The sequence below is a fragment of the Secundilactobacillus hailunensis genome, assembly GCF_005405185.1.
Lineage (GTDB): Bacteria > Bacillota > Bacilli > Lactobacillales > Lactobacillaceae > Secundilactobacillus > Secundilactobacillus hailunensis.
The window spans coordinates 22026-46283 of record NZ_BJDO01000004.1 but is presented as its reverse complement, the minus strand read 5'-3'; the positions used below and the strand labels follow the sequence as shown (position 1 = coordinate 46283).

Sequence of the window (24258 nt, the reverse complement as noted above, 5' to 3'; positions counted from 1 at the left end):
GCTAAAGCTCTTTTTGCGAATTCATTTAACCCGCGGCTCACTGATTATTTTTTAAATTCAGAGCAATGATCTTCAAAATCACGTCCGTCGCTTGCGCCATGGTCTGCTCTGACACGTATTCAAACCGACCGTGCATATTTTCACCGCCAGCAAATATATTCGGAGTTGGCAAGCCTAAGAAGGAGAGCTTAGACCCATCCGTCCCACCGCGAATCGGTGCAATATCTGGTTTAATGCCCAGTTCCATCATGGCCTGTTTTGCCAGTTCAACCACGCTCATGTCCTTTTCGAGGATTTCACGCATATTGTAATACTGGTCCTTAAGCGTGACCTGAACCGTGCCGGCACCGTACTGGTCGTTTAACTGATCAGCGATGCCCTGAAACAGTTGCTTGCGCGCTTCAAACCGTTCCCGGTCATGGTCGCGGATGATGTAGCCCAGATCAGCCGTATCAACATCCCCACTTATTTTGTACAGGTGGAAGAAGCCTTCCCGACCGGCCGTCTTTTCGGGGCGGTCATGTTCGGGCAGCGCATCGTGAAAATCAATCGCCAGCTGGTTAGCGTTGACCATGGTGTCCTTAGCATCGCCAGGGTGCACGTTGGTTCCCGTAATGTGGACCCGACCATCCGCGGCGTTAAAAGTTTCGTATTCCAGCTGTCCTAAAGGTCCGCCATCCACGGTATACGCAAAGTCAGCACCAAAGTCCTGCACGTCAAAATGATCAGCGCCAGTCCCAATCTCTTCGTCAGGGCCTAAACCAACTTTAATCGTGCCGTGTTTGATTTCGGGATGCTCAAGCAGGTATTGCATTGCCGTGATGATCTCCGCCACACCGGATTTATCGTCGGACCCCAGTAAAGTTGACCCATCGGTGGTGATCAGGGTTTGACCCTGGTATTTCTGTAAACTGGGAAAAACTTTCGGATCTAATTGGTACTTACCTGCTGAATCTAGTTTGATCACCGAATGCCCATCGCAATTTTCAACGATCTGCGGATTGACGTGGTGGGCGTTGAAGTCCGCGGTATCCACGTGGGCAATAAACCCAATCGTGGGAACTGGTGTATCCGTATTAGCAGGTAACGTAGCGTAGACGTAACCGCTGGGTTTGGAAACATGGATATCAGCTAATCCAATTTCCGTCATTTCGTTAGCTAAAGTTTTTAGAAAGTCAACTTGCGTTTGCGTAGTTGGCACCGTGTTACTTGCTTCATCTGAACGGGTCTCAATCTTAACGTAGTTTAAAAAACGTGGAATCAGATTTTCGTAATCCATGAGTGATCATCCTTTCAAATAAACGTGAACGGGTCCGTATTTAACGCTGATGGCACAATCTCAAACTGCCACTTATTCTGATCCCGCCACTGTTCAAATAATTCGGTAAGGTGCGACTTGCAGATACTTTCAATGTGATGGCCAGGATCGATCACTGGGAAATGCGCGGCAATCATGTCATGACCGGTATGATAATACACATCACCAGTCACGTAAGCATCGGCACCCTTTTGCTGGGCAATCTTGAAGAATTTACCGCCATCACCGCCAAGGACAGCAATGCGCTGAATCGATTGGTCCATGTCAGCAGCCACTACCCGCAGACCAGCAACGTGAAAGACCTGCTTGCAGTGTTCGGCAAATTCCCGCACCGTCATTGGCTTTGGCAGATTGCCGATGCGGCCCATGGCATATTGCGTGCCTTCATCGGCTAACTTAGTCAGCTCCAAAGCAGGATGACCACCAGGATAGACACCATTCACTGCCTGCGTCACTGCCTGCAATTTGGATGCTGGCACCCGTGCTTGAAGCGCCAATTCCTCGGTGCTGTTACGTTCACCAACGGGACCCAGCTCTGGGTTAGCTCCCTGCATCGGTGTGAACCAGGTGGTGCCGCTCCATTCAAAGCTGGCACCGGAATAACGGGCCATATCACCAGCCCCGGCACCCACCATAGCGAGCCGAATTGCATCCGCATAGACCGACTGCACGTGAACCGTCAGCAAGTAATTGGTCTCACGGACGCCATCGACCATCCCAACGGTATCCGTCAAGCCCAGTGCATCAGCCAGCCAGTCGTTCATCCCGCCGTTGGCACTGTCTAAATTCGTGTGCGCGGCATACACCGTAATGTGGTGCTGCAGTAACGTGGCGTACATCTGGTTTTGCGGATCGCTCAAATCGAGGTTCTTCGCCGGGTGAAACATCATAGGATGGTGGGCAAAAATGAAGTCAGCACCAATCTTCACTGCTTCAGCCACTACTTCTGGTCTGACATCCAGTGTCACGAGCACCTTGTGAAAATCAGCGTCTAATGAGCCTAACTGCAGCCCCACCGGATCCTTGGGTTCGGCAATCGACTTGGGTGCAAACTGTTCAAAACGCTCGATCAATGTTCTAATCTTCATTTAAAATGACCTCCTGAATTTGCTGACACTCCTGTTCAAACTCCTGAATTTTCGCTTCGGGCGCGTTTTTAGCTTGTTTCATCGTTTGAATAACTTGCTGCAGGCGAGTTTGTTCACTGCGCCATTTAGTTTTTAAGACGGGACTCTTTTCTTGCAGCAGAAACGGGCCAAACTTAAGCTCCGCCGCAGAATACTTAACCGCGTGTTCTGCCGGATCCGCCACGATAATTTCATAAATGTGACCGTCTTCGGCTAAAATCCGTTCCGCCACGATCTGGTAGTGATTATCCTGCAACCAGCGCCGCACATGATCTTCACCCACGTTGGGCTGTAAAATCAGCCGTTCATGGTGGGTCAAATGCGCCTTGCCACTCTCTAAAATATTAGTGATCAGCGTACCGCCCATGCCGGCAATCACGATCGTGTCGATCTGATCATCTGGCTGAATCGCTGCTAGCCCATCGGCTAAACGGGCGGTGATCACAGCGTTTAACTGCTCACCATCAATTTCTGATACGGCGTTGTGGTAAGGTCCCTTCACGACTTCGCCAGCAACGGCGGCCTGAATAACCCCCTGTTTAGCTAAATGCACTGGCAGGTACGCGTGGTCTGACCCAATATCGGCCAAACGAGCACCGGGTTTTACGAAATCAGCTACGGTCTGTAACCGGTTGGATAAGTGTGTCCCATTCATAGGTTGGTTGCTCCTTTTCATAAATAATCGTAGTTCTATTATAGGCTAGAGGGCAAACCTAGCACAACATTTCACGCCGTTTTAATTGGTCATAAAAAAGGGTGAGTCATGGTGATTTTCCATCATGACCCACCCTTTTACATTGTTCTATCAAGTACTCGTCATCAATCGTTACCATAATTCTGATACTAAACTTCATTCAGTGACTTAATCATCATCACGCTTACGCCGTTTCAATCCAAACAGGCTCAGCATACCAGTCATTAACCCTAACAGTGATAAGGTAACTGCTTGGTTATTTCGTTCACTAGTTTGCGGTAATTTGGCTTGGCTGGCCTTTACATCATTGATCTGGTCAGTAGCACTAGTTTGAGACTGCTTAGTAGTAACTGCTGTCTTTTGAGTTGCACTAGCGTAACCAACTGTTGCTTGCGGCTGTGCAACTTTAGTTTCATCAGTTTCACCACTCGTTGTTGCTTCAGGAACCACTTGACCGTGATCAGTTGAATCAGTCGTGGTATCATCATCCTGTCCTTTTTGTGGCGTATTGTCTGTCACTGGTACTACCGTTCCCTCAGAGGTCGAGGTGACTGGCGTATCGGTAACTTCTTGTGTTGGTGTATTGTCTGGCGTTTGTGGCGTCTGTGGTGTTACTGGGGGAACTGTTGTGTCAGGTTCATCAGGTGACGTAGTGGTGCCAGGTTTGCCAGGGGTTGACGTCTCTTTAGTCGGCGTATCGCTAACTAATTCATACTGAACAAAATCACCATCATAGTTATATTTTGTCCAAGTGTTGAACTGAGCAGCACCGGGTTGAGTATCGTCAGTATTTCTGATAGCAGGTGCAACTTCATCTGTGGTACCAGGTACTAATACTAAGTGATACCCAACTGGAATAAGTTTACTGTCATGATCAGAGAACTTAGAGAGCATTGTTGGATAATCGTCTTTTTTGAATTCAACCGTATTATCATTAAGCGTCTGGCTTAAATCATCAAGATCAATGTATTGATCTTGCCCATTAGCATCAACATAGTGATACCGTGCTTTAATCGTTGAAGAACCGGTAATCTTAATACTGGCAGTCTTAGAATTAACACTGGCTTTAGCACCATTACCATAGAGGGTTGTCTGCAGAGAACCCGTGTGACCAGCCTGCAGCTTAAATGGACTTAATTGGGAATCAGTGGTCCCCGTAAAGGCAATTCGACCAGTCGAGGTATTAGCCTTCATATTTGGAATCTTCACAATCACTGAACGAACTTTAGCCCAATCAGTAATTGCAGAAGCCGGTACATAACCGCTTTCATCCGGTTGTGTTTCTTTACCAGTGATTGTCTGAGGCACTGTTGAATAAAGGACTGTCGCATTTATTGGGTCCCCAACTCCGTTCGCCAACGTGTAATTAGCTGGTACTGTGATTGGACCAGTTAAGTTAAACGTGTACTGTGAACCCCTGCCATCTCCAAGTGTTGGCAAGTTAATTGCAACTTCAGCATTACTGTTTTTAGCATTCTTCTCTAGCGAGGTGTACAAAACGGTATCATAAAAAGTTAACGTTGGGTCACCCTTATCATCACTAGTACCATTAAAGACTGGATCAATATCCAAATTACCCTTTGCTACCGATGCATCGTACAGTGCACTAGAGGTAACAATGTCCCAATTCCAATCACCTTCGTATAATTCCATCCTAAGTGCGTCGGCGCTGCCTTCAGCATACGATTTATCTGCAATTTTAGTTGTATTTGAAAGTTTAGTCGTTGGCGAAACGATGTAAATCAAGTAAGGGTACTTTCCAGGTAATGCATCGGGATTATTGGCCAAATTAACTTGCCCGTCCTTGGCACCATCATCCGTGTCGACCGTTATTCCAGTTCCAGAATAATCAATTTTAACAATGGTACGGCCATCATCTGCTTTGAAACTGCTAGTTTTAGCGCCAGGTGCTGCGTTTACGCCGGTAACGGTAGTCGCTGTAGGAATAACGAAGTAATAAATCGGTTCAAAAATCTTTCTGGTTGTTTGCTGGTAGTTACCACCAATTAGTTGTAAGGAACCAGCATCTGTTACTCCAGGAGTTGTACTAGTCTGAGCCTCGTGTGCTTCTCCTCTAGCAATACCGTCAACAATTGTTTGCGTCGTTGATGCAGAGAACGTCTTACCAGGTCGTGTTGGATCAGCATATGCTAAATCAATCGTCGAAGTGAACTGATCACCAGTCTTAACGGGTGTTCCGTCATCATAAGTTTGCGCCAGTTGACCACCAACGATAAACCTTTCAAACATTCCTGAATCCGATACGGGTGTTACATCACTAGAAGCTCTTCCCTTAGACGTATTAGCACCTGGTGCGAGACTATTCGGCGTGAGTACGATGGTCCTAATTGCTGATGCAGCTGTAGGCGTAATCTTTTGGCCAGCATCAACTGTGCCAGTTTCAGTTGAACCATCAGCTAAAGTAAGTGTGTAGTTATAACTGGTTGTTCCCGGAAGATAAAGATGTGGGGTAATGCCTGAATCAGGTGTCCGAACACTGGTAGCATCAAGGCCACTAGGAATTTTAATCGTAATTTTGGCACCCGTTGTATCACTAATAGCATCTACTTTAAACCCAAATGAAGACAGGTAAGCCGGATTATCGGCTGGATCATTACTCAAAACCAAGTTCTGGTTTGAAGCCTCAGCAGTCGTTGCAGTTTCCCCGTTACCAATGTCACTGCCACCTGAATTAACTCCAAGAATTTTAACAGTCCATGGATTGCCCACAGCCGTCAAAGTTTGACCATCTGAATTGACGACTTGTTTGAAGTTTACGGGGTTAGCAGCCGTAAGCACAGTATCGGTTGCTGGTTGTGTCATGTTAAACGACCCAATTAATTTATAGCCCAAATCATCATTTTGCCAGTGTTCTAGGCCGGTTCCTGCTGGTGCTGAGATAATGACATTCGTTCCAGCACCACCTGGTTGGGTAATCGTCTGACTATCACTAAAACCGTTGATAGCCTTAGTATCATTAGCATTTAACTTAAAATCAGTGGGTACTGGAACAGTGATCGCTGTACCACCATAATTGACTGACTTGTTGACCCAATTTGACGGTGCACTATCATCTAAAATACCATTCGGTTCGTTAACTTTAATGGAAAATACATAATCTTTATTGGGTAATATTTGAGGTACTTTTTCTGCACTAGGATAAGTCTGTACTACTGGTGATAAACTAACAGTCGGTGTAATCGTCTGGGTAAAGGTCACTGGCTTCTGGTCAACACCATTAGCTGACCAAGTGATCGTCTTCGTAACCGTCTTGCCAGCGTCCGCCATTGGATGTCCTAGTCCATAGGAATTATTGTTAACATCGAACTTAATTGTTTGCGTATTAACACTATCAATCTTGAAAGTATCGGTAATAGTATGCGTACCATCGGTATTTTTAACTTGCGTAGTTGTACCAATCGCACTTGGTAACGGTTGAACTTCACCGATTTGATACACATCAGTATTAGCTGGAATGTTAATGATGTATTTATCATTCGCTTTTGCCGTAACGTTAAGTGTCAACACGAATGGGTTGTCTGCGTTTATACCCGATTTATACCCGACTCCAGGTTTCGATAGCGTCAAAGTTGCATCTGCTGTCGGATCCCCGATTGCGGCAACTTTTTGCGGTTTCAAAGTTGCCGCATAAACCTGCGCAGCACTGGCTTGAGCAGCCTTCAACTGTGCATTAGTCGGATCGACCAAGGTTTTGGTCGTTGGCGTCTGGGTTGCCAGTGTTGATTTAGTCGCCGAATCAGCCGTTTGAGTTTTAGGCGTGTTTGTTACCGCTTTAGTATTAGTAGTTGGTGCAGTTACAGCTTTTGGCGCTTGCACTTTAGTTTGAGGTGCCGGCGTCTGTACTTTAGCATTAGGTGTTTTTACTTCAGTATTAGACGTCTGCACTTTAACAGTTTGACCATTATTAGTCGCAGCTTCCTTGGGCGTTGTACTTAAATTCGAATCTGCTGCACTCTTAGCTGCTGTATCAGTATTATCAGTTGTCTTATTGGCTGTTTGTAAACTCACTTTATTCGTATCTGTACTTGAAGCAGCCGAAGAACTCTTCGTTGAAGCGACATTGGTAGATTCAACCGGTGTTGTATCATTTTGCGTGGTTGTATCAGCATAGGCAGTTGCGTTGCCCCCGAGCAACAGCCCAGCACCAAGCGCAAAACTGGCGATGCTGGCGTATAGCCATCTCTTACCAACCTTATATGCCTTATAATGCTTTTTCAAATTTGTTTTTATCGTTTTAATGTTATTATTCTTACCAACCATGATCTGGTCCCTCCTGGTATGTGAATAACTGACAACTGCTTCCCCTGCCGATAACTATTGAGCCATGACTGTAAAGGGGGTTAATCACGTTTATCAAATTACCGGCAAATCACTATTAAACCGTAATCCTGTATGTCTGATTGTTAACCCCATTTATTAAACAATTTCATTGTATGCCAGCAAATATTTCCTGTAAATACCTATCCAACGTTTGAGATTGTCAATCTTTTTAAAAAAATCAAAATAAATGGTGACGCTTACATTAATATCCATTAATGGTTAGATAATATTCATTCAAAATAAGCAAAAAACCAGGGGTAGTTCATGGTGATCAATGATCACATCATGAACTACCCCTGGTTTTCTAATCAATAAAAATTCGTTTTAGTTACCGTGGTAATGATTACCACTAATTTTTAACCATTATCGTGTTTGCGCCGTTTCACTCCGAGCAGACTAAGCACACCAGTCACTAATCCTAACAGCGATAAACCAGCTGCTTGATCATTGCGTTCATTGGTCTGCGGTAATTTACCAGAATTAGTCTTCGAATCATTGGCTTGACCGGTCACCTTGGTAGTCGTACTAGTTGTTACTGCCAAACCAGCTTGTGCAGGCGCCTGTTCAGTGCTGACACCCTTAGTAGTAGCCGTTGATTCAGTTTTAACATTACCGCCAGAAGTTTGACTTCCAGTGGCTACCCCTTGTCCTTCAGACTGTGAGGTTGCTGGTGTTTCTGGAGCTACTGCCGTCCCCGTATTATCAACCGTCGTAACTATATCAGGATTATCAGGAGTGGTTGCCGTACCAGGTTCACCAGGTGTCGTAGTCGTATCCGGATTATCAGGTGTCGTGCCAGTATCCGGATCGCCGGGTGTTGTGGTCGTGCCAGTATTACCTGACCCACCACCAGTATTCCCCGATCCTTCATTTGGCGTTGCCGGTACGTTGAATTTAGTCAGTCCCGGTTCAAAGCTAGTTGGGTCACCGCTTCTATCTAGTGTGTAACCCGGTAGATCAGGGACGACGATTGGATCATCCGTCTTGCCAGTGACCACGATCGTCTTGATTGGCTGATCCGTCTTCGTGTTGACGTACGTGATTGACACGGTCTGCTTATCAGCCGTATAAAGAACGATCACGTTCATATTTAGTTTTGATAACTGGCTGGTCAGCATTGGCCCTTCAGTCAGCTGTTTAACGGTACTATGCGGTGTGTAACCAGCGATGACCGGATTAGGAACGGCCGCGTAATCATTCAGCGGTGCGGCATAACTGATACCCGTCACCTTATCCGTGACCGTCTTCCAATTCATCGTTTCAATGACTGGTGCAGGCGTCTTGGACCGATCCCCATTAGCAATCATATAGGTAATCGTCCGGATAGTGGTTGCCGTTCCAGTGGTTAACTGATGTACCAGATGAATCTGGAGGACTTGGTTAGGCGCTGCCGTAAAGGTATAGGTCCCGCTGGCAGCTTGCCCCTTTGCTAACGCGTAATTGGCAGGAACCTGACCGGCCGTATCCCAGTGGGCGGTACCATTTGTCGTCCCAGTTAAGGGAGTTGGCGTACCAACAATTGCCCCATCGTTATCATCATCCACGTATTCCATCAGCGCACTGGCCTGATCAACCAAGTCGTATTGGACAAAATCACCATTGTAGGAAGCCTGTGCCACGGTGCCAAACTTGGCAGCACCGTTACCAGTACCGTCAATAATTTTCGGCGTCACGTTGCCCGTTGCATCCGTGACCAGTTGATAACCGGCCGGCAAGAGACTCTTATCCTTTGCTGAGAAGCCAGTTAGCTGAGTTGGATAATTATTTTTAAACTCATCCACGTTATCAGCTAATGTCTGGTTTAAATCATCTAGATAGACGTACTGATCTTGTCCGCTAGCATCTACATAGTGGTAACGCGCTTTGATCGTGGAAGTCCCCGTAATTTTAATTGACGCGTTATCGGAACCCAGACTGACTTTGGCGCCATTGCCATAAAAGACCGTCTGTAAATTGCCTGTTTTACCGGCCTGCTGAGCAAATGGCTGCGCAGTCGTCCCCGTTAGTTCAATTCGGCCCGTTGCCGTATTGGCTTTAATGCCATTTACTTTTACGATAACCGAGCGAACCTTAGACCAATCCATTACTTCAGATGCGGACACGTAACCGGTCGTATCCGGTGTCGTTTCATCGCCAGTCACCTTTTGAAAGTCGGTGCTATAAAGAACCGTTGCATCCATTGGCGCCCCCGTGCCGCTGACGACCGTGTAATGAGTCGGCACTTTGATTGGACCCATCAGATTAAAGGTGTACTGCGACCCATTTTTACCAATGGTCGGTAAATTGATTGCTACTTCAGCATTGGAATTCTTGGCATCTTCTGCTAGTGAGGTATACACAACGTTATCGTAGAAGGTCAGCGTTGTGCTCCCCTTATCATCACTAATCCCGTGAGTTACTGGGTCACTGTTCGTATTGCCCTGAGCCAGCGCCGTATTATAAAACGAACTGGCGGTGACGATCTGCCAGTCACCAGCACCGCCCTGCATCAAAACAGCATCTGGATTGCCATCAGTATAGGTTTTATCAGTAACTTTAGTCGTATTTGAAAGCGTCGTGGTCGGTGACGCGATATACATCAGATAGGCGTAATTGCCAGGCAGTGCATCGGGATTGTTGGCTAAATTGACCTGACCAATTGTGGCAGCCTCATCGGTATTCACTGTGATTCCCGTGCCCGAATAATCAATTTTAACAACCGTATGCCCATCATCAGCTTTAAAGGTACTGATCTTAGCGCCCGGTTTAGCCGTGACGTTGGTTACCGTTGTCGCTGTAGGAATCACAAAGTAGTAGGTCGGCTCAAAAATTTGTTTCGATACTTGACCGTATTCCCCGCCCTGAACAGCTAGGTAGCCAGCCGCTTGAACGCCGGGCGTCGAACTGTTTTCTTGCTTGTAACCAATTGCTAGAGCAACAGCATCGACCACCGCTTGGGTAATGGTTGAAGTGGCCTCTTTTTGAGGCTGCGTTTCATTAGCAAAACCTAGCGTGATCGTTGACATTAACTTGTCGCCAGATTTAACCGCTCGGCCATCATCATAGCGATGCGCTAATTGCCCCTCGACGATAAAACGTTGATACGGTGCAGCTGGTGTCTTATTAGGATTCAAATTACCGGTTCTGGAGGTATTGGCACCAGGGGCTAGGTAGTTCGGTGTCAAAACCACCTTCCTGATTGCTGACCCATCAGCAGCAGTCACCTTTTCACCAGCGTTTACGCTGCCAGTCTCCGTCGTACCGTCCGCTAACGTTAAGGTATATTGATAGCTAGTGGTTCCCGGCAGATAAACTTGGGCGTTCACAGCCGAAGCCGGCGTTTGAATACCAGTTGCATCCAGACCATCCGGAATCGTAATGGTGATCTTAGCGCCGCTGGTATCGGTCATTGAATCTAAATAAAAACCAAAGCTTGATAAAAATGATGGGTCGTTGGTTGGGTCGTTATCCAGCAATAAACTTGTCTTGGAAGCTTGGGCGGTCGTGCCGGCAACCCCATTACCCACACTACCACCACCGGTATTGACCCCCAGAATTTTCACGGTCCAAGGCGCCACACTGCCAGTTAACTTATCGCCATCGGCATTCATAATTTGGCTAAAGGTCGTTGCACCATCGGCCGTATAAACGGTGTCGGTTTCCGGTTGAGCTATCTCAAAGGAGCCCACCAAACGGTAACCGCCCTGAGCTTCCCAGTTTTCAGCGCCACTGCCTGCTGGCACGTTAATGATAAGCGCACTGCCAGCACCACCAGGCTGAGTAATCGTGGTCTTGTCCGAGAATTCATTAATTTTTTGGGTATTGCCCTCATCTAATTTAAAACCAGCAGGAACTGGAATCGTGATCGTTGAACCGCCAAAATTATCACCGCGGTTGACCCGCCCCGATTGATACCCGTTATCTAGCACCCCGTTAGCTTCATTCACGTTCATGGAAAAGACATAATTCGTATCAGGCACGACCTCTGGGATGTTTTCTTGATTAGGATAAGTCATCACCACTGGCGTTAAATTAATGGTCGGCTTAATCGTTTGGGTGAAGGTCACTGGTGTTTGTTTTACGCCATTTGCTGACCAGTCGATCGTCTTGGTAACGGTTTTGCCAACGTCTGCCATGGTATCGGTAGCCCCGTAGTTATTGGCCAAATTAAATTTAATTTCCTGTGAGATCACAGCATCAATTTTGAAGGTATTCGTAATCGTAAACGCCGCACCACTCGCATGCTGGCTCACAATCGTCGTGCCGACAGTACTCGTCAAAGGCTGAACTGAACTGTATGAGAATACGGGCGTGTTAGCCGGAATATAAATGACGTAGACGTCACCCGCTTTAGCGGTCACCTTCAAGGTCGCCGTCAACGGACTTTTGGCGTTACTGCCATAACCCACTGCTGGTGATGAAAGATTTAACGTTGCATCCGCTGTGGCCACCATTTGAGCGGTCTTTAAATTCTGTGGCGCTAAAGCGGCAGCGTAAGTCTGAGCAGACTTAAATTGCTGATCACTCGCAGCTACCTGAGTTCTTGAAACAGGCGCTGGTACGTCACTATTTGACTGTTTTGTCTGAATCTGCGGTGCAGTTGACGTTGCTTCAGATTCGGGGGCTTGCCCCCTAGTCTGAGGTGTCTGCACTGTAGTGGGCGTTTGCGTTGCAGCTGATTGCGCATCATTATTCGTCGCCAACTTAGATGTTGTGTTCAAATTTGAATCTGACCCATTGCTCGTCGTTGCACCGGAATTTGTCGCTGTTTGCTGATGACCTGTATTAATGTTGGTCTTGCTATCAGCGGTACTTGCAGAACTGCCGGTATTTACAGCAGTCTTATTGGCAGCGGTACTTGCAACGTCTGCTGATGTATTAGATGCATTGACGTTAGTCGCAGTTGGTGTTGCCGATGTTGCGGTATCCGCATACGCAGACAGATTACCGCCAAGCAGCAGTTCAGCACCAAGTGCAACGCTCGCCAAGCTGACATATATCCACTGCTTGCCTGACTTATATGCCTTATAGTGTTCCGTCAAATTCGTTTCTATAGTCCTAATGTTATTATTTTTACCAACCATCTTCTGGTCCCTCCCGGTATGTGAATAACGGTTAATTTCTGACTTCTGAGTAAAATAATTAATAACGTTCAGCTAGTCACTCAAGCCCCTGTCCTACTCCTATTTGTTGACCACCTTTACTAAACAAATTAATTGTAAAACGGCAGATATTGCCTGTAAACGGCGATTATCCGGTTTAGATTGCCAGTTTTTTGGAAAATTTCTCTAATCATTTAAAGAAATAGTCACTGGTATTTAGATTCAAAATAATTGGTAAAAGCGTTTTCAAAATCATGAGGATATAAAAAAAGAAGACCAATTCATCAATGAATTGATCTTCTTTAAATACTTCATCAACCTGCGTTGACAAAGATTTCAAATTACTTTTCTATGCTTGAGTTACTCATCATTACGTTTACGCCGTTTCAGACCAACCAAGCCTAACACGCTGGTCAACAAGCCCAAGATGCCCAAACCAACTGTTGAATGACTCTGTTCGTTGGTTTGTGGTAACTTCTGCTGGTTAACAGTCGAAGAATTAGATTGACCTTCTGCAACTGAACCATTTTGAGTTGCTGCTACAGAAGTTGTTAACGTTTCAGCAGTACCAGCATTAGTATTAGATCCGAGTGATGACTGCGAACCGTTCACATTATTTGCAGTAGTTCTTGGAACTATTGCTCCTAAACTCGTGGTCTTCGTAACCCCTTTATTAGGAGTCGTTGCTTTGTTAACTGCTGTTCCTGGATTCGTGGTCTTTTTAACCCCCTTAGGAGCTGTTGGTTTGTTAACCGCTGTGCCTGGATTCGTGGTCTTTTTAGTCCCTTTACCAGGAGTCGTTGTATTTGTGACGACTTTACCAGGTGTCGATGTTTCATCTCCAGTTGTTAGCCCAGTCGTTGGTCCAGTCGGGTTACCACCTGGTTGATTTCCAGAACCATCATCACCTTTTTTGGGACCAGTTAGCTGCGGCGTGTAAGTAACAACGACGTCCTCGTTATACATTGGGACGTCTTGCGCAACCACGCTGCCAAAGAACTGCTGATCAACCTTACTTGGATTTGCAGTGTAGCCTGGCAGATTTGGTACCGTCTGCTCATAATAAGCACCTTGAGGTGTTGCCACACTCTGATCAGTTACTTCATCAGTAACAACCTTCCAAGTAACCGTTTGAACCGTTGGTGCTGGCACTTGGCCAGTAAAGCTTGGATCATCTACTACATAGTGAATCGTCCGAGTCGAAGTGGTGGTAGTGTAATCAAGTTTGTGATTTAAATGAATCTGAATTGGTGAATTATTGCCAGCCTTAAAAGTATACGTCCCACTGGTAGGCTGACCTGAAGCTAAGATATAGTGCGCCGGAATATTGCTTGCATTCCAACCAACAATACCATCGGTAGCTCCAGAAATTGTCGTTAGTTGCCCAACAACTGCACCACCATTATCATCATCCACATATTCCAAAGTCGTATTTTGTTTGTTCGGTGTATAGGTAATGAAAATATCAGCTGGATTAGTCGGCATAGTTGTCGTTGGAGCATTCGTAATTGCCGGTGTATCTGGTGACGTTGGTGTATACCCTTCAACTACAGGTGTTACGTAGTCAGAATAATTTTCGCTTGGTGTATACGTTGTTACACCAGTAACAAGATCGGTATCCGTTGTCCATTTGACAGGTTGCTGGATTACTGTTTGTTTCCCATCAACACCAACCACCGTAATAGTTCGAGTTGTGGTGCTGTTGAACCCCTGGGGTACGTCTGCTGTATGCTTATGTGCCAGTTTGATTGTGAGATTATCTGATGTATCTGTACTGAACTTATATGGTACGATAACATTTTGTCCAGGTGCTAACACGTAGTTAGTTGGTACCTTAGTGTTGTAAGTACCCGTTTCGCCAACCGTGCCGTCTAGTATTTCTGGTGTCCCAACAGTGGCATTATTATTGTCAGTGTCAACATAGGTAACCTTCAGACTAGCATTATCAGCCAATTCATACTGAACATAATCGCCGTCATAGTAGTATTGTGCAGTCTTACCAAATTCAGCTTTACCATTATTTGTGCCATCAACAATGGTAGGTGTGACTTTACCTGAATCATCCGTTACAAGACTATAACCAGTCGGGATTAAGGCCTGATCAGTAAGTGAAAAGCCCGAAAGCTGCGTCGGATAATTATTCGTAAATGTATCCACGTCATCATTTAGTGTTTTGCTCAAATCATTCAGATCAACGTACTGATCATCTCCGTCAGCATCAACGTAGTGATAACGGGTTTTAACAGTTGAAGCCCCTGTGATTTTGATAGATGTTTTCGAATCTACACTAGCTTCATTATTATCACCATAGAAAATGGTCTGCAGATAACCGGTTTTACCAGCTTGTTGTTTAAAATCACCTGCTGTTGTCCCGCTAATTTTGATTCTACCTGTTGAGGTGTTAGTTTTAATTCCGTCAATCTGAACAATAATTGACCGAATTGAAGACCAGTCAGTAACCTGGTTATTGTTCACATAACCTGTAGTATCTGGAGCAGTAGCCGTATCTGTAACCGGTTGCAGTTGCGTAGAATACAAAATAACCGGATTAATTGCAGTACCATCACCATTTGTAGTAGTGTAATTAGCTGGCACATCGACACCAGTCGAATCATTGAGCTTAAACGTATATTGAGAGCCGTTGACACCCTCTGTTGGCAAGTTAATTGCTACACTAGCCTTATGATCTTTTCCGTCATCTAACAAAGTATTAACAATAGAATCGTAAAAGTTTAAAGTACCATCACCATTAACATCGCTTGTACCATTTTTTACGGCATCAATATCTCGATTACCCTGTGCTACCGAACTATTATTGAAGGACTTCGCAGTCTCAATTGTCCAATCACCCGTACCACTCTCGCCTTCACCATTCATCAGGTACGCATTCGGATTATTTTCAACAAAGGAGGAGTCCTTCGGTTTCGTAGCATTTAACAGTTTAGTTTTTGGCGAAGCAATATATACATAGTATGGGTACTTGCCAGGTAAAGCATCAGAGTTATTAGCAAATGTCACTGCCCCCCAATAACCAGTCGTCTGACTCATATCAACTGTAGTACCAGTTCCCGAATAATCAATTTTTACCACCGTCTGACCATTGTCTGCAATAAATTTGGAAACCTTGGCACCAGTGGCTTTTGTTAATAATCCACCCGTCGAATCAGTGGTTGCAGGATTTGCAGTAGGATCAGTATACCAATAAAGACTATTAATCGATGCAACAGTCGTTGCTTTAGGAATGACAAAGTAGAAAGTTGGTTCATAAATCTTATTTGTGGTTTGACCCTCTCCATCGTTATACCGGGTTTCAAGAGTACCAGCACTAGAATTACCTGGAGCACTACTTCTAGTAATTAGGGTAATTTGACCTAACGCCACATCATCCACAATCGTTTGAGTGGTTGGCACCGAGACCATTTGGGTTTGTCCATCGTTAGTGTCAAATGCTATAGCAATGGCAGACGTCAATTTATCGCCATTTTTAACGGCTGTTCCATTGTCATAGGTAGTCGATAATTGACCAGCTGCATTGAAACTATTAGCTTTACCCAAGTCATTTGTATATGATCCTGGTGCCAATTTATTTGGAGTAAATACTGCTGTTCTAATTGCAGAATTACCTGTTACCTTGGCTGTATCACCTGCATTGACAGTCCCAGTTTCAGTTGTTCCATCTGCGAGCGTCAAAGTGTAACCCCAACTTGACGTATCTGGCATATAACTTGATGGACTAATACCCTGAACTGGCGTCGTGATACTGGTGACATCTAATCCACTAGGAACGTTAATCGTAACCTTAGCATTGTTGGCCTCAGCCGCTGAATTAAACGTAAAGCCAAAACTATTGAGATACTGAGGGCTATCGCTAGCATCCTGATTCAACTCAAGCTTGTCAGAAGCTATAGAAGAATTACCTTTGCTAGTAACAGTTGCTTTACTACCTTGTGTCGCATCAGCGTTCGCCGAAAGTATAGTAACATTCCAAGGATCGGCCGAATCAGTTAGTGGTGCACTATCCGAGTTGATAACTTGAGAAAATGTCACATTGCCATTAGCAGTGAGCGTCTGATCAGTAGTAGTTTGAGCGACATTAAAAGCCCCAACGATTTTATATTCGGGTGCATTATCTAGCGCCTGATTACCTGACTTTTCAGGAACACTAATAATAACATTAGTTCCCTTGCCACCAGGTTGCGTAATGGTTGATCCATCACCAAACCCATTAATTTGATTTGTACTATTACTATCTAAAACAAAACCTGTTGGAACTGGAATGTTAATTTCAGATCCACCATAGTTATCTGCGCTATTAACACGAGCAGTCGCTGAACTATCATCTTGCACACCATCAGCTTCATTAACACTCACACCAAAAACGTAATTTTGGTTAGGTAAAATCTTGCTAACGGTCTGTGAATCTGGATATAGCAATGAGACTGTTGACAGCTTAGTCGTTGGTTGAATCCGCTGGGTAAAAGTAATTGGCGCTTGAGCAACCCCGTTCACCGAGTACGTAATCGTCTTGTCCACTGTCTTACCTACATCCGCCATGCCAGCTGGCTGATAGGTAGCATTATTACTCAAATTAAATCTAATCTCTTGAGTTGTTGTTGAATTAGTAGTAAAAGTATCCGTCACCGTGCGTGAGCCATCAGTGTTCTTATCTGTAACTGTAGTTCCCATCGAACTAGCTAATGGAACTACCCGATCAAAAGTATATACCGATGTATCCGCAGGAATATTAATCTTGTAAACATCGCCCGCGTTAGCATTTACCTGTAAGGTTAGTGTTAACGGGCTTTGCGCATTTGTACCATACCCGACTGCATTGGCTGAAATTGTCAGCGGTGCAGCCGTATCTGAATCATCCGCTACCGCATCAATTTCCTGTGGCTGATGAGTTGTGGCATAAACCTGTGCTGCACTAGCTTTGGCAGCATCCAACTGATCTTGCGTTGGGTCAACTAAAGTTTTTTTGCAACTTGTTGATCTGTTGTAGCAACCGTTTTAGTTGGATCACTTGTCGCACTACTTGCAGAATCACCGTTAGCTACCTGTCCATTTTGGACTGTATTCTGATCTGCAGTGTTGACTTGTTTAGCTGAATCAGCAGCTGTGTTGTTAACGGGACTACCGACCGTAGTTGGTGTTTTTTGAACAGCACTTTGATTACCAGTATCCGTGGCCGTGCTGTTCTTTTCATTTTCATTTGAATTAGAAGCCGAATCATCATTTAATTTTAAATTAGCAGCGTTATCACTATTATTAGTATTTGTGTCCGTTTTTAACATCACTGTATCTGCGTTTTGCGTATTCGCTGCCGCGTTTGAAGTCGCATTGGCTTCTGTTGTAGTTGATTGTTGCGTATTATCTGCTGTAGTGTCAGCGTAACTGGTTATACTGCTCCCCAGCAATAATCCCGCTCCAAGCGCTAAGCTGGCTAAACTAGCATAAATCCACCTTGTACCAGCCTTATACGCCTTATAATGCTCTTTTAGATTGGACTTAATCGTCCTACTATGATTATTTTTTCCTACCATTTCTGGTACCCCCTAATTCTGTCTACCAATTAGTTATTTAATCTATTAAAAACAATTTAAAGTCTAAGTTGTTTAGATTCAAGCAATAATTAACAGGATTAACTATAAGTTAAACATAATCGCCTACTTGTTCTGAAAAATTACTCCTCCTATACGATGCCCCCCATCTATTGGCTTCATTATAATGTAGCGGTTTTCACATGTAAAGATTATCTGTTGTTAATTTTTCATTGCCGGCGTATTGCTTACCAACAGCATAAAAAAACACCCTGATCACTAGTCGCTTTCGACCATGAACAGAGTGTTTTCTTCTTATAATCTATTATAAATTTTAATCTTATTCCAAGAAATCCTTCAACTGCTTTGAACGTGAAGGGTGACGCAACTTGCGTAAGGCTTTAGCTTCGATTTGACGAATTCGTTCGCGGGTAACACCGAAGACTTTACCGACTTCTTCCAAGGTGCGGGTTCGACCATCATCCAAACCGAAACGAAGACGCAAGACGTTTTCTTCACGGTCAGTCAACGTATCCAGCACGCTTTCAAGCTGTTCTTTTAACAGCTCGTAAGCGGCATGGTCAGCAGGACTAGTGGCGTCATCATCTTGAATAAAGTCACCCAAGTGAGAGTCGTCCTCTTCACCAATAGGGGTTTCCAAGGAAACGGGTTCTTGCGCGATCTTTAAGATCTCCCGAACCTTTTCCGTTGGCATATCCATTTCAGCACCAATTTCTTCAGGCGTAGGTTCACGACCCAAGTCTTGGAGTAATTGACGTTGAATTCGAATTAATTTGTTGATAGTTTCAACCATGTGAACTGGAATCCGAATCGTCCGGGCTTGGTCAGCAATGGCACGGGTGATCGCTTGACGAATCCACCATGTGGCATAGGTTGAGAACTTAAACCCTTTACGGTAATCGAACTTCTCAACGGCCTTCATCAGACCCATGTTACCTTCTTGAATCAGATCCAAGAACTGCATCCCACGGCCCACGTAACGCTTAGCAATGGAAACCACCAAACGTAAGTTAGCTTCGGCCAGTTCCTGCTTAGCATCTTCATCGCCCTGTTCGATCCGCAGCGCTAACGCAACTTCTTCATCGGCAGTTAATAGCTTAACCCGGCCAATTTCCTTCAAGTACATCCGCACGGGATCGTTGATCTTGACCCCGGATGGTGCGGAAGTATTCTTTAATTCACTAGCAGTAACTTTCTTGGCAGCTTTAACGGCACGTGAATCTGGATCACCATTTTCATCAACGACACTGATACCAGCATCTTCGACCTTTTCCAGTAAACCGTCCATCTTCTTGGCAGTTAAACCAAATGGTGAGGCAATTTTATCTGAGAGTTCATCATAGGTGACTTGACCCTTTTTCTTATAGTCTTTCACCAGGTCCTTAACAGCTTTATCGTAACCTTTTTGATCAAATGTCTTGCTGCTCTTGGTGCTCTTTGCACTCTTTGTTTGTTTTGCCATTAGAAAGCCCCCTAAGCTTGTTTTTGAGACTGCTTTTGTTGTTGTAGCTTAATGTATTCAATCACAAGTTGGCGCACGCGGTCGTTATCACCCAGCCGTCGTGCTTCTTGCAATGCCTGTTCGGTTTCACCAATTTGTTTCGTTAACGGTGCCACGTTCATGATCAGCTGAATGTAATCATCAATTTCACCTTCGCTAGTTGTTTCATTTAACTGCATCGATTCAATATCGATCACCAGATTCTGCAAATGATCATCGTGAATGAAATCCACGAACTGGGCTGGTGCATAACTCTGGTGGGTTTCAAAATATCCCTGAGCCAGCGTATACACTAACTGATAATCATCGTCGGCGAAACTAAAATTTGGCAGACCAGTAACTCGCAGCCACACATCGTGGTCGTGAAGCATTCGGTAAAGTAACGCCCGTTCCGCCTTTTCAATCGGCGTGCGCTTCACCACCTGCTGTTGCTGGGTTGCCGGTTGACTTTGACCAGTTCTGACAGTTGGCGGTGCTGACCTTTCAGGTGTCTGACGGGCCGGCTTGACCATGGCTAACTGCTGTCGCAAACTGGCCTTTTCAAGTTGAAAACTGTCAGCTAATTGGGTCAAATAAACGTCTTGTTCAACGGGTGACTTCACCGTTGCCAGAATGGCTAAAATATCGTTTAAATATTGCAGCCTGCCAGTATCGGTATTCACATCATATTGTGTTTTCAGGTACCGCATTTCAAAGGCGACTGGCGTTTCTCGAGCCGATTCCAGCGCATTGGCCAGTTTAGCTTCACCATACTTTTGACGATATTCATCGGGATCCATCCCCTCTGGCATCTGAATGACGCCCAAGGTTAAACTGGAATTATCCCGTAATATCGATAGCGCCCGTTGTGTGGCCTTTTGCCCCGGAGTATCACCGTCATAGCAAACGTAGATTCGCTTGGTAATTCGCTGAATCGCATAGATCTGCTCCTCAGTCAAACTGGTCCCCATGGAAGCCACGCCATTATCCACACCGGATTGGTGCGCTGACATGACATCCATGAACCCTTCAAACAAGATCAGGTTACCCTGCTTACGCACGGCGCCCCGAGCCAGATCAAAGTTGAACAAAACTTTCCGTTTATTAAACAATTCGGTTTCCGGACTGTTTAAATACTTCGGCTGATCTGGTGTTTGGTTCAGCATCCGGCCAGAAAAGGCAATCTCCTGACCTGACTGATTACGGATGGGATACATGATCCGGTCAACAAACCGGTCCCGCAGTTCACCATCCGAATTTTCAATAAACAGCCCGGAATGCCGTAATGTCTGGTAATCGATCTTGCGCGTTTCGAAAAACGGCTTTAAGAGTTGCTTACTTGGTGCAAACCCCAGACCATAATCCGAAATGGTTTGATCAGTCAACCCGCGCTTATGCAAATAATCCAGTGCTGGCTGACCCATCTCGGTGTTCATTAAAATGTGCGTGTAAAGCTTGGTCGCATCCTGGTGCAATCTGATCAGCTGATTAGTCGGTGACTGCGGGTCGCCGTGCTGACCTTCACCAGTTGCCGCGTTAACGATCTGTGCGTCAAGCGAAACGTGTGAAAATGCCGCAACTTTGACCACCGCTTCTTGAAAGCTGAGGTTTTCAAGCTCCATTAAGAACTTGAAGACGTTGCCGCCGCGACCGCAGCTGAAACAGTGAAAAATTTGTTTATCCTCAGTGACCGAAAAAGAAGGCGTCCGTTCCTCATGAAATGGACACAGACCAAAGAAATTTTTCCCTTGCTTCTGCAATTGGACGTACTGACTAATAAAATCCACGATATCAGTTGCATCGCGGACTTGTTCAATTACCTGTTCGGGTATTCTCGCCAACGGCGCAACCCCCTTTGATTAACTACCAAATCACCTGTAAATATAACGTTTGAAGCTTGCGGACAGATTGTCAAAACAAGTTTAATAAGCATTAACTATCTTTCTTTTTTGCAATCTACCGCGTACGTAGTTATATCATACCAATCAAAGCAAATATGTGCAACTAAAACGCCTGCGTATGTGCTTAATCAACTGTATGATATTTAGCTTGATTAAGCGAACGTATGTTTGTATAATGAATTTAACTTTAAAAAGGCGGTGTTTTAAATGACCCACTTCATTAACTTAGCTGGGACCCTTCAGTCGGAACCTAAGCTAATCAAACCAGACCCCGTAATGCTGTATGTTCCTATCATAACAGATGATAGTCAAACCTTGCACTGCATTGTCGTTTCGCACGCCCTGGATTTCTTCTACCGCGCGCACGCCCAATCTAAGATTGCCGTTTATGGCCACTTTAATCAGCGCCACCAGTTCGTGATCACTAAATATTTTGTTCAGACGCAAGTTTCATAATTGAGAACAATCAATTTTCTGGCTATGGCTACCAATCAGTCCTTTTATAGTAAAAATTAAAAATAGATTAAAAAACGCCTTGACATTTCATTTACCCAAGCTGATAATGTTTGTTTATTAGCTGTCATCCAGCGAGGTGCAGCTAAAATACATACTGATGTTCGTCTAATAGACGGACTAACTAAAAGGACTGAAGACAATGATTTCACAAAGTGGACCACAACGCTACATCTCAGACAATAAGGCTTATGAACAATTACCAGGGTTCATGGCCAAGTTAAGGGTGAGAACCGTCTTATTTCTGCACGGCGAGAAATCATTAGCTGCAGCGCAACCGTATTTACCAGCCTGGCCAGACGATGTCAAAGTTGTTGACGTGCCATTTGGCGGTGAATGTTCTTTTGAAGAGATTGACCGCGTCCGTCAGATTGCGGACGATAATCACGTTGACATGGTCATCGGCCTTGGTGGCGGAAAAGTTTTGGATACCTCTAAAAGCGTCACCACTGGGACCCACCGTTACCTGGTCTTAATCCCAACACTGGCCAGCAACTGTTCTCCTTGGTCAGCCATTTCCGTACATTATAAGGAAAATGGCGAACACATTAACCATGATATTTACTTGGAAACCGCTAATTTGATGCTGTTAAATCCCAAGGTCATCTTGAACTCACCAATCGAATACTTCGTCGCTGGTATCGGTGATACACTGGCTAAGTTCTATGAATCCGAATTGATCTTCGAACAGTTGCCCGCAGACCAATACACGGTGGCATTGACCATCTCTCGGCAAATGGCCAACAATTGTAAAGCTGTTTTGTTGAAGAATTCCATCGGTGCCGTAGCAGACATGAAAGCCGGCCGTTTAACCTCACGTTGGCGCCAAATCGCTGAAACCATCATTGTGATGGCTGGTACCGTTGGTGGCTGGGGTGACGATTACGGCCGTGCTTCCGGCGCTCATGCCATCCACGATGCCCTGACTATTTTCCCAGCAACGGCCCCACATTTGCATGGTGCTAAGGTTGCCTATGGAATCTTAGTTCTACTAGCCATCGAAAATAAAGTCGACAACATTAGGGACTTACTACCGTTCTACCATGAACTCGGCCTGCCAACTAACTTGGCAGATTTGAACCTTGGTGACATTACCGACAGCGACATCGAAAAGATTGCCACAGCCGCAGCGGATCCTAGTACGCAAATGCATTTTGTCCCCACTGAAGAACCGATAACGGCTGAAGTAGTTAAGAATGCTATGCTGACGGTTGAAGATATTACAGCCACCGTTAAAGAATAGACGTTGATTATTAGAGATATTTTCCTAAACTATAAATAAGCAGCACGACAATTTCCAGACTTGGAAGATTGTCGTGCTGTTTTAATTGGGTCTGAAAACATAACAGAAGTTGACTCCTAAAATAAAAGATTAGTATCTAAAGTTCATTTCCAGCCACCTTGAACACAGCGTCTTAGCGTGCAATACTAAAATTGATAATTATTTAATAAGTAGTTTTTTCTAGAAAGTTGGGTGAAAATGATGTATCGCATGATTAGTTTTGATTTAGATGGTACTTTAGCGGACACTTTTCCAGTAATTTTGAAGTCGTTTCACAGCACGGTCAAGCAGCTTACTGGCCAAGTGATCGATGACCAGCAGATCTTTGACACGTTTGGTACCAATGAGCAAGGGATGCTCAAAAAACTGCTACCAAACGTTTCGCTAGATACGGCTTCCGATGTTTTTTATCAGGCTTATGAGCAAGCGCATCAAGCGTTACGGCAACCGTTTCCAGGTGTCCTAAATTTACTTCAAGCCTTAAAAGATAACGGCATCCAGATATCACTGCTCACCGGTAAGGGTCAGCGTTCATGTGACATTTCGCTGAAAATGCTGGGACTGACGGGCTACTTTAAGCCGATTTTGGTTGGCTCGCCAGAACGCAATGTGAAGACGGATAATCTTCAAAGCCTGCTGACCACACAGCACCTTGCACCAAACGAGCTGGCTTACGTTGGTGATGCAACCAGTGATATTAAAGCCGCTCAGGCAGCTAACGTTCACTGTTTTTCAGCCGCGTGGTCATCAAGCGTTCAATTGGATGCACTCAAAACAGTCAACGCGGACATTTATGAAGCAGTGGCAGATCTGCAGACAAAATTACTGAATTAACTAGCAATTGAGTTATCCAAACGTTTTTGGAACACGGTCTGGAGCGTCCCCTTTTTTAGATAGTTAGCCTCATTTGAATTTTGTTGACGCGGAAACAGTATCAGCGTATAGTGTTGCCATGGAAAC

The 24258-nt window shown here is 45.0% G+C and carries 12 protein-coding genes; 3 read left to right on the top strand and 9 right to left on the bottom strand.

Going from position 1 to position 24258, the window contains the following annotated elements:
- Positions 1–37: 37 nt before the first annotated feature.
- The 9 genes from pepT to dnaG form a co-directional block, all read right to left on the bottom strand.
- Entirely contained in the window at positions 38–1279 is a 1242-nt protein-coding gene (pepT, locus tag FFM73_RS01960; RefSeq protein WP_137630110.1) for a peptidase T, read from the bottom strand.
- A gap of 14 nt (positions 1280–1293) precedes the next feature.
- Positions 1294–2406 (bottom strand): Nif3-like dinuclear metal center hexameric protein, encoded by a 1113-nt coding sequence (locus tag FFM73_RS01955; protein WP_137630109.1) that lies wholly within the window; start codon positions 2404–2406, stop codon positions 1294–1296.
- Positions 2396–3100, bottom strand: a complete 705-nt coding sequence (locus FFM73_RS01950) for a tRNA (adenine(22)-N(1))-methyltransferase (protein WP_137630108.1) — start codon at positions 3098–3100, stop codon at positions 2396–2398. The genes FFM73_RS01955 and FFM73_RS01950 overlap by 11 nt, the downstream gene beginning before the upstream one ends.
- Positions 3101–3307: 207 nt before the next feature.
- Positions 3308–7420 (bottom strand): KxYKxGKxW signal peptide domain-containing protein, encoded by a 4113-nt coding sequence (locus tag FFM73_RS01945; RefSeq protein ID WP_137630107.1) that lies wholly within the window; start codon positions 7418–7420, stop codon positions 3308–3310.
- A 416-nt stretch (positions 7421–7836) separates the two neighbouring features.
- Positions 7837–12543: a KxYKxGKxW signal peptide domain-containing protein gene (locus tag FFM73_RS01940; protein WP_137630106.1), complete on the bottom strand. Its 4707-nt coding sequence runs from the start codon at positions 12541–12543 to the stop codon at positions 7837–7839.
- 378 nt (positions 12544–12921) lie between these two features.
- Positions 12922–17508 carry an LPXTG cell wall anchor domain-containing protein gene (locus FFM73_RS01935; protein ID WP_137630105.1) on the bottom strand — a complete coding sequence of 1529 codons (4587 nt, stop codon included), beginning with the start codon at positions 17506–17508 and terminating at the stop codon, positions 12922–12924.
- 20 nt (positions 17509–17528) lie between these two features.
- Entirely contained in the window at positions 17529–18104 is a 576-nt protein-coding gene (locus FFM73_RS01930; protein ID WP_137630104.1) for a KxYKxGKxW signal peptide domain-containing protein, read from the bottom strand.
- A gap of 337 nt (positions 18105–18441) precedes the next feature.
- Positions 18442–19584 carry an RNA polymerase sigma factor RpoD gene (rpoD, locus tag FFM73_RS01925; RefSeq protein WP_137630103.1) on the bottom strand — a complete coding sequence of 381 codons (1143 nt, stop codon included), beginning with the start codon at positions 19582–19584 and terminating at the stop codon, positions 18442–18444.
- Between the two features lie 11 nt (positions 19585–19595).
- A complete protein-coding gene (gene dnaG, locus FFM73_RS01920) occupies positions 19596–21443 on the bottom strand; it encodes a DNA primase (protein WP_137630102.1) in 1848 nt (615 codons plus the stop codon).
- A 267-nt stretch (positions 21444–21710) separates the two neighbouring features.
- On the opposite strand from dnaG, the gene FFM73_RS01915 reads away from it, so the two are divergent.
- The 3 genes from FFM73_RS01915 to FFM73_RS01905 all read left to right on the top strand — a co-directional run bounded on the left by FFM73_RS01915 (position 21711) and on the right by FFM73_RS01905 (position 24132).
- The gene (locus tag FFM73_RS01915) at positions 21711–21959 is read left to right on the top strand and encodes a hypothetical protein (protein ID WP_137630101.1); all 249 of its coding nucleotides are present in this window, start codon (positions 21711–21713) and stop codon (positions 21957–21959) included.
- A 199-nt stretch (positions 21960–22158) separates the two neighbouring features.
- Positions 22159–23259 carry an iron-containing alcohol dehydrogenase family protein gene (locus tag FFM73_RS01910; protein ID WP_137630100.1) on the top strand — a complete coding sequence of 367 codons (1101 nt, stop codon included), beginning with the start codon at positions 22159–22161 and terminating at the stop codon, positions 23257–23259.
- Positions 23260–23496: 237 nt separating this feature from the next.
- The gene (locus FFM73_RS01905) at positions 23497–24132 is read left to right on the top strand and encodes an HAD family hydrolase (protein ID WP_137630099.1); all 636 of its coding nucleotides are present in this window, start codon (positions 23497–23499) and stop codon (positions 24130–24132) included.
- Positions 24133–24258 lie beyond the last annotated feature (126 nt).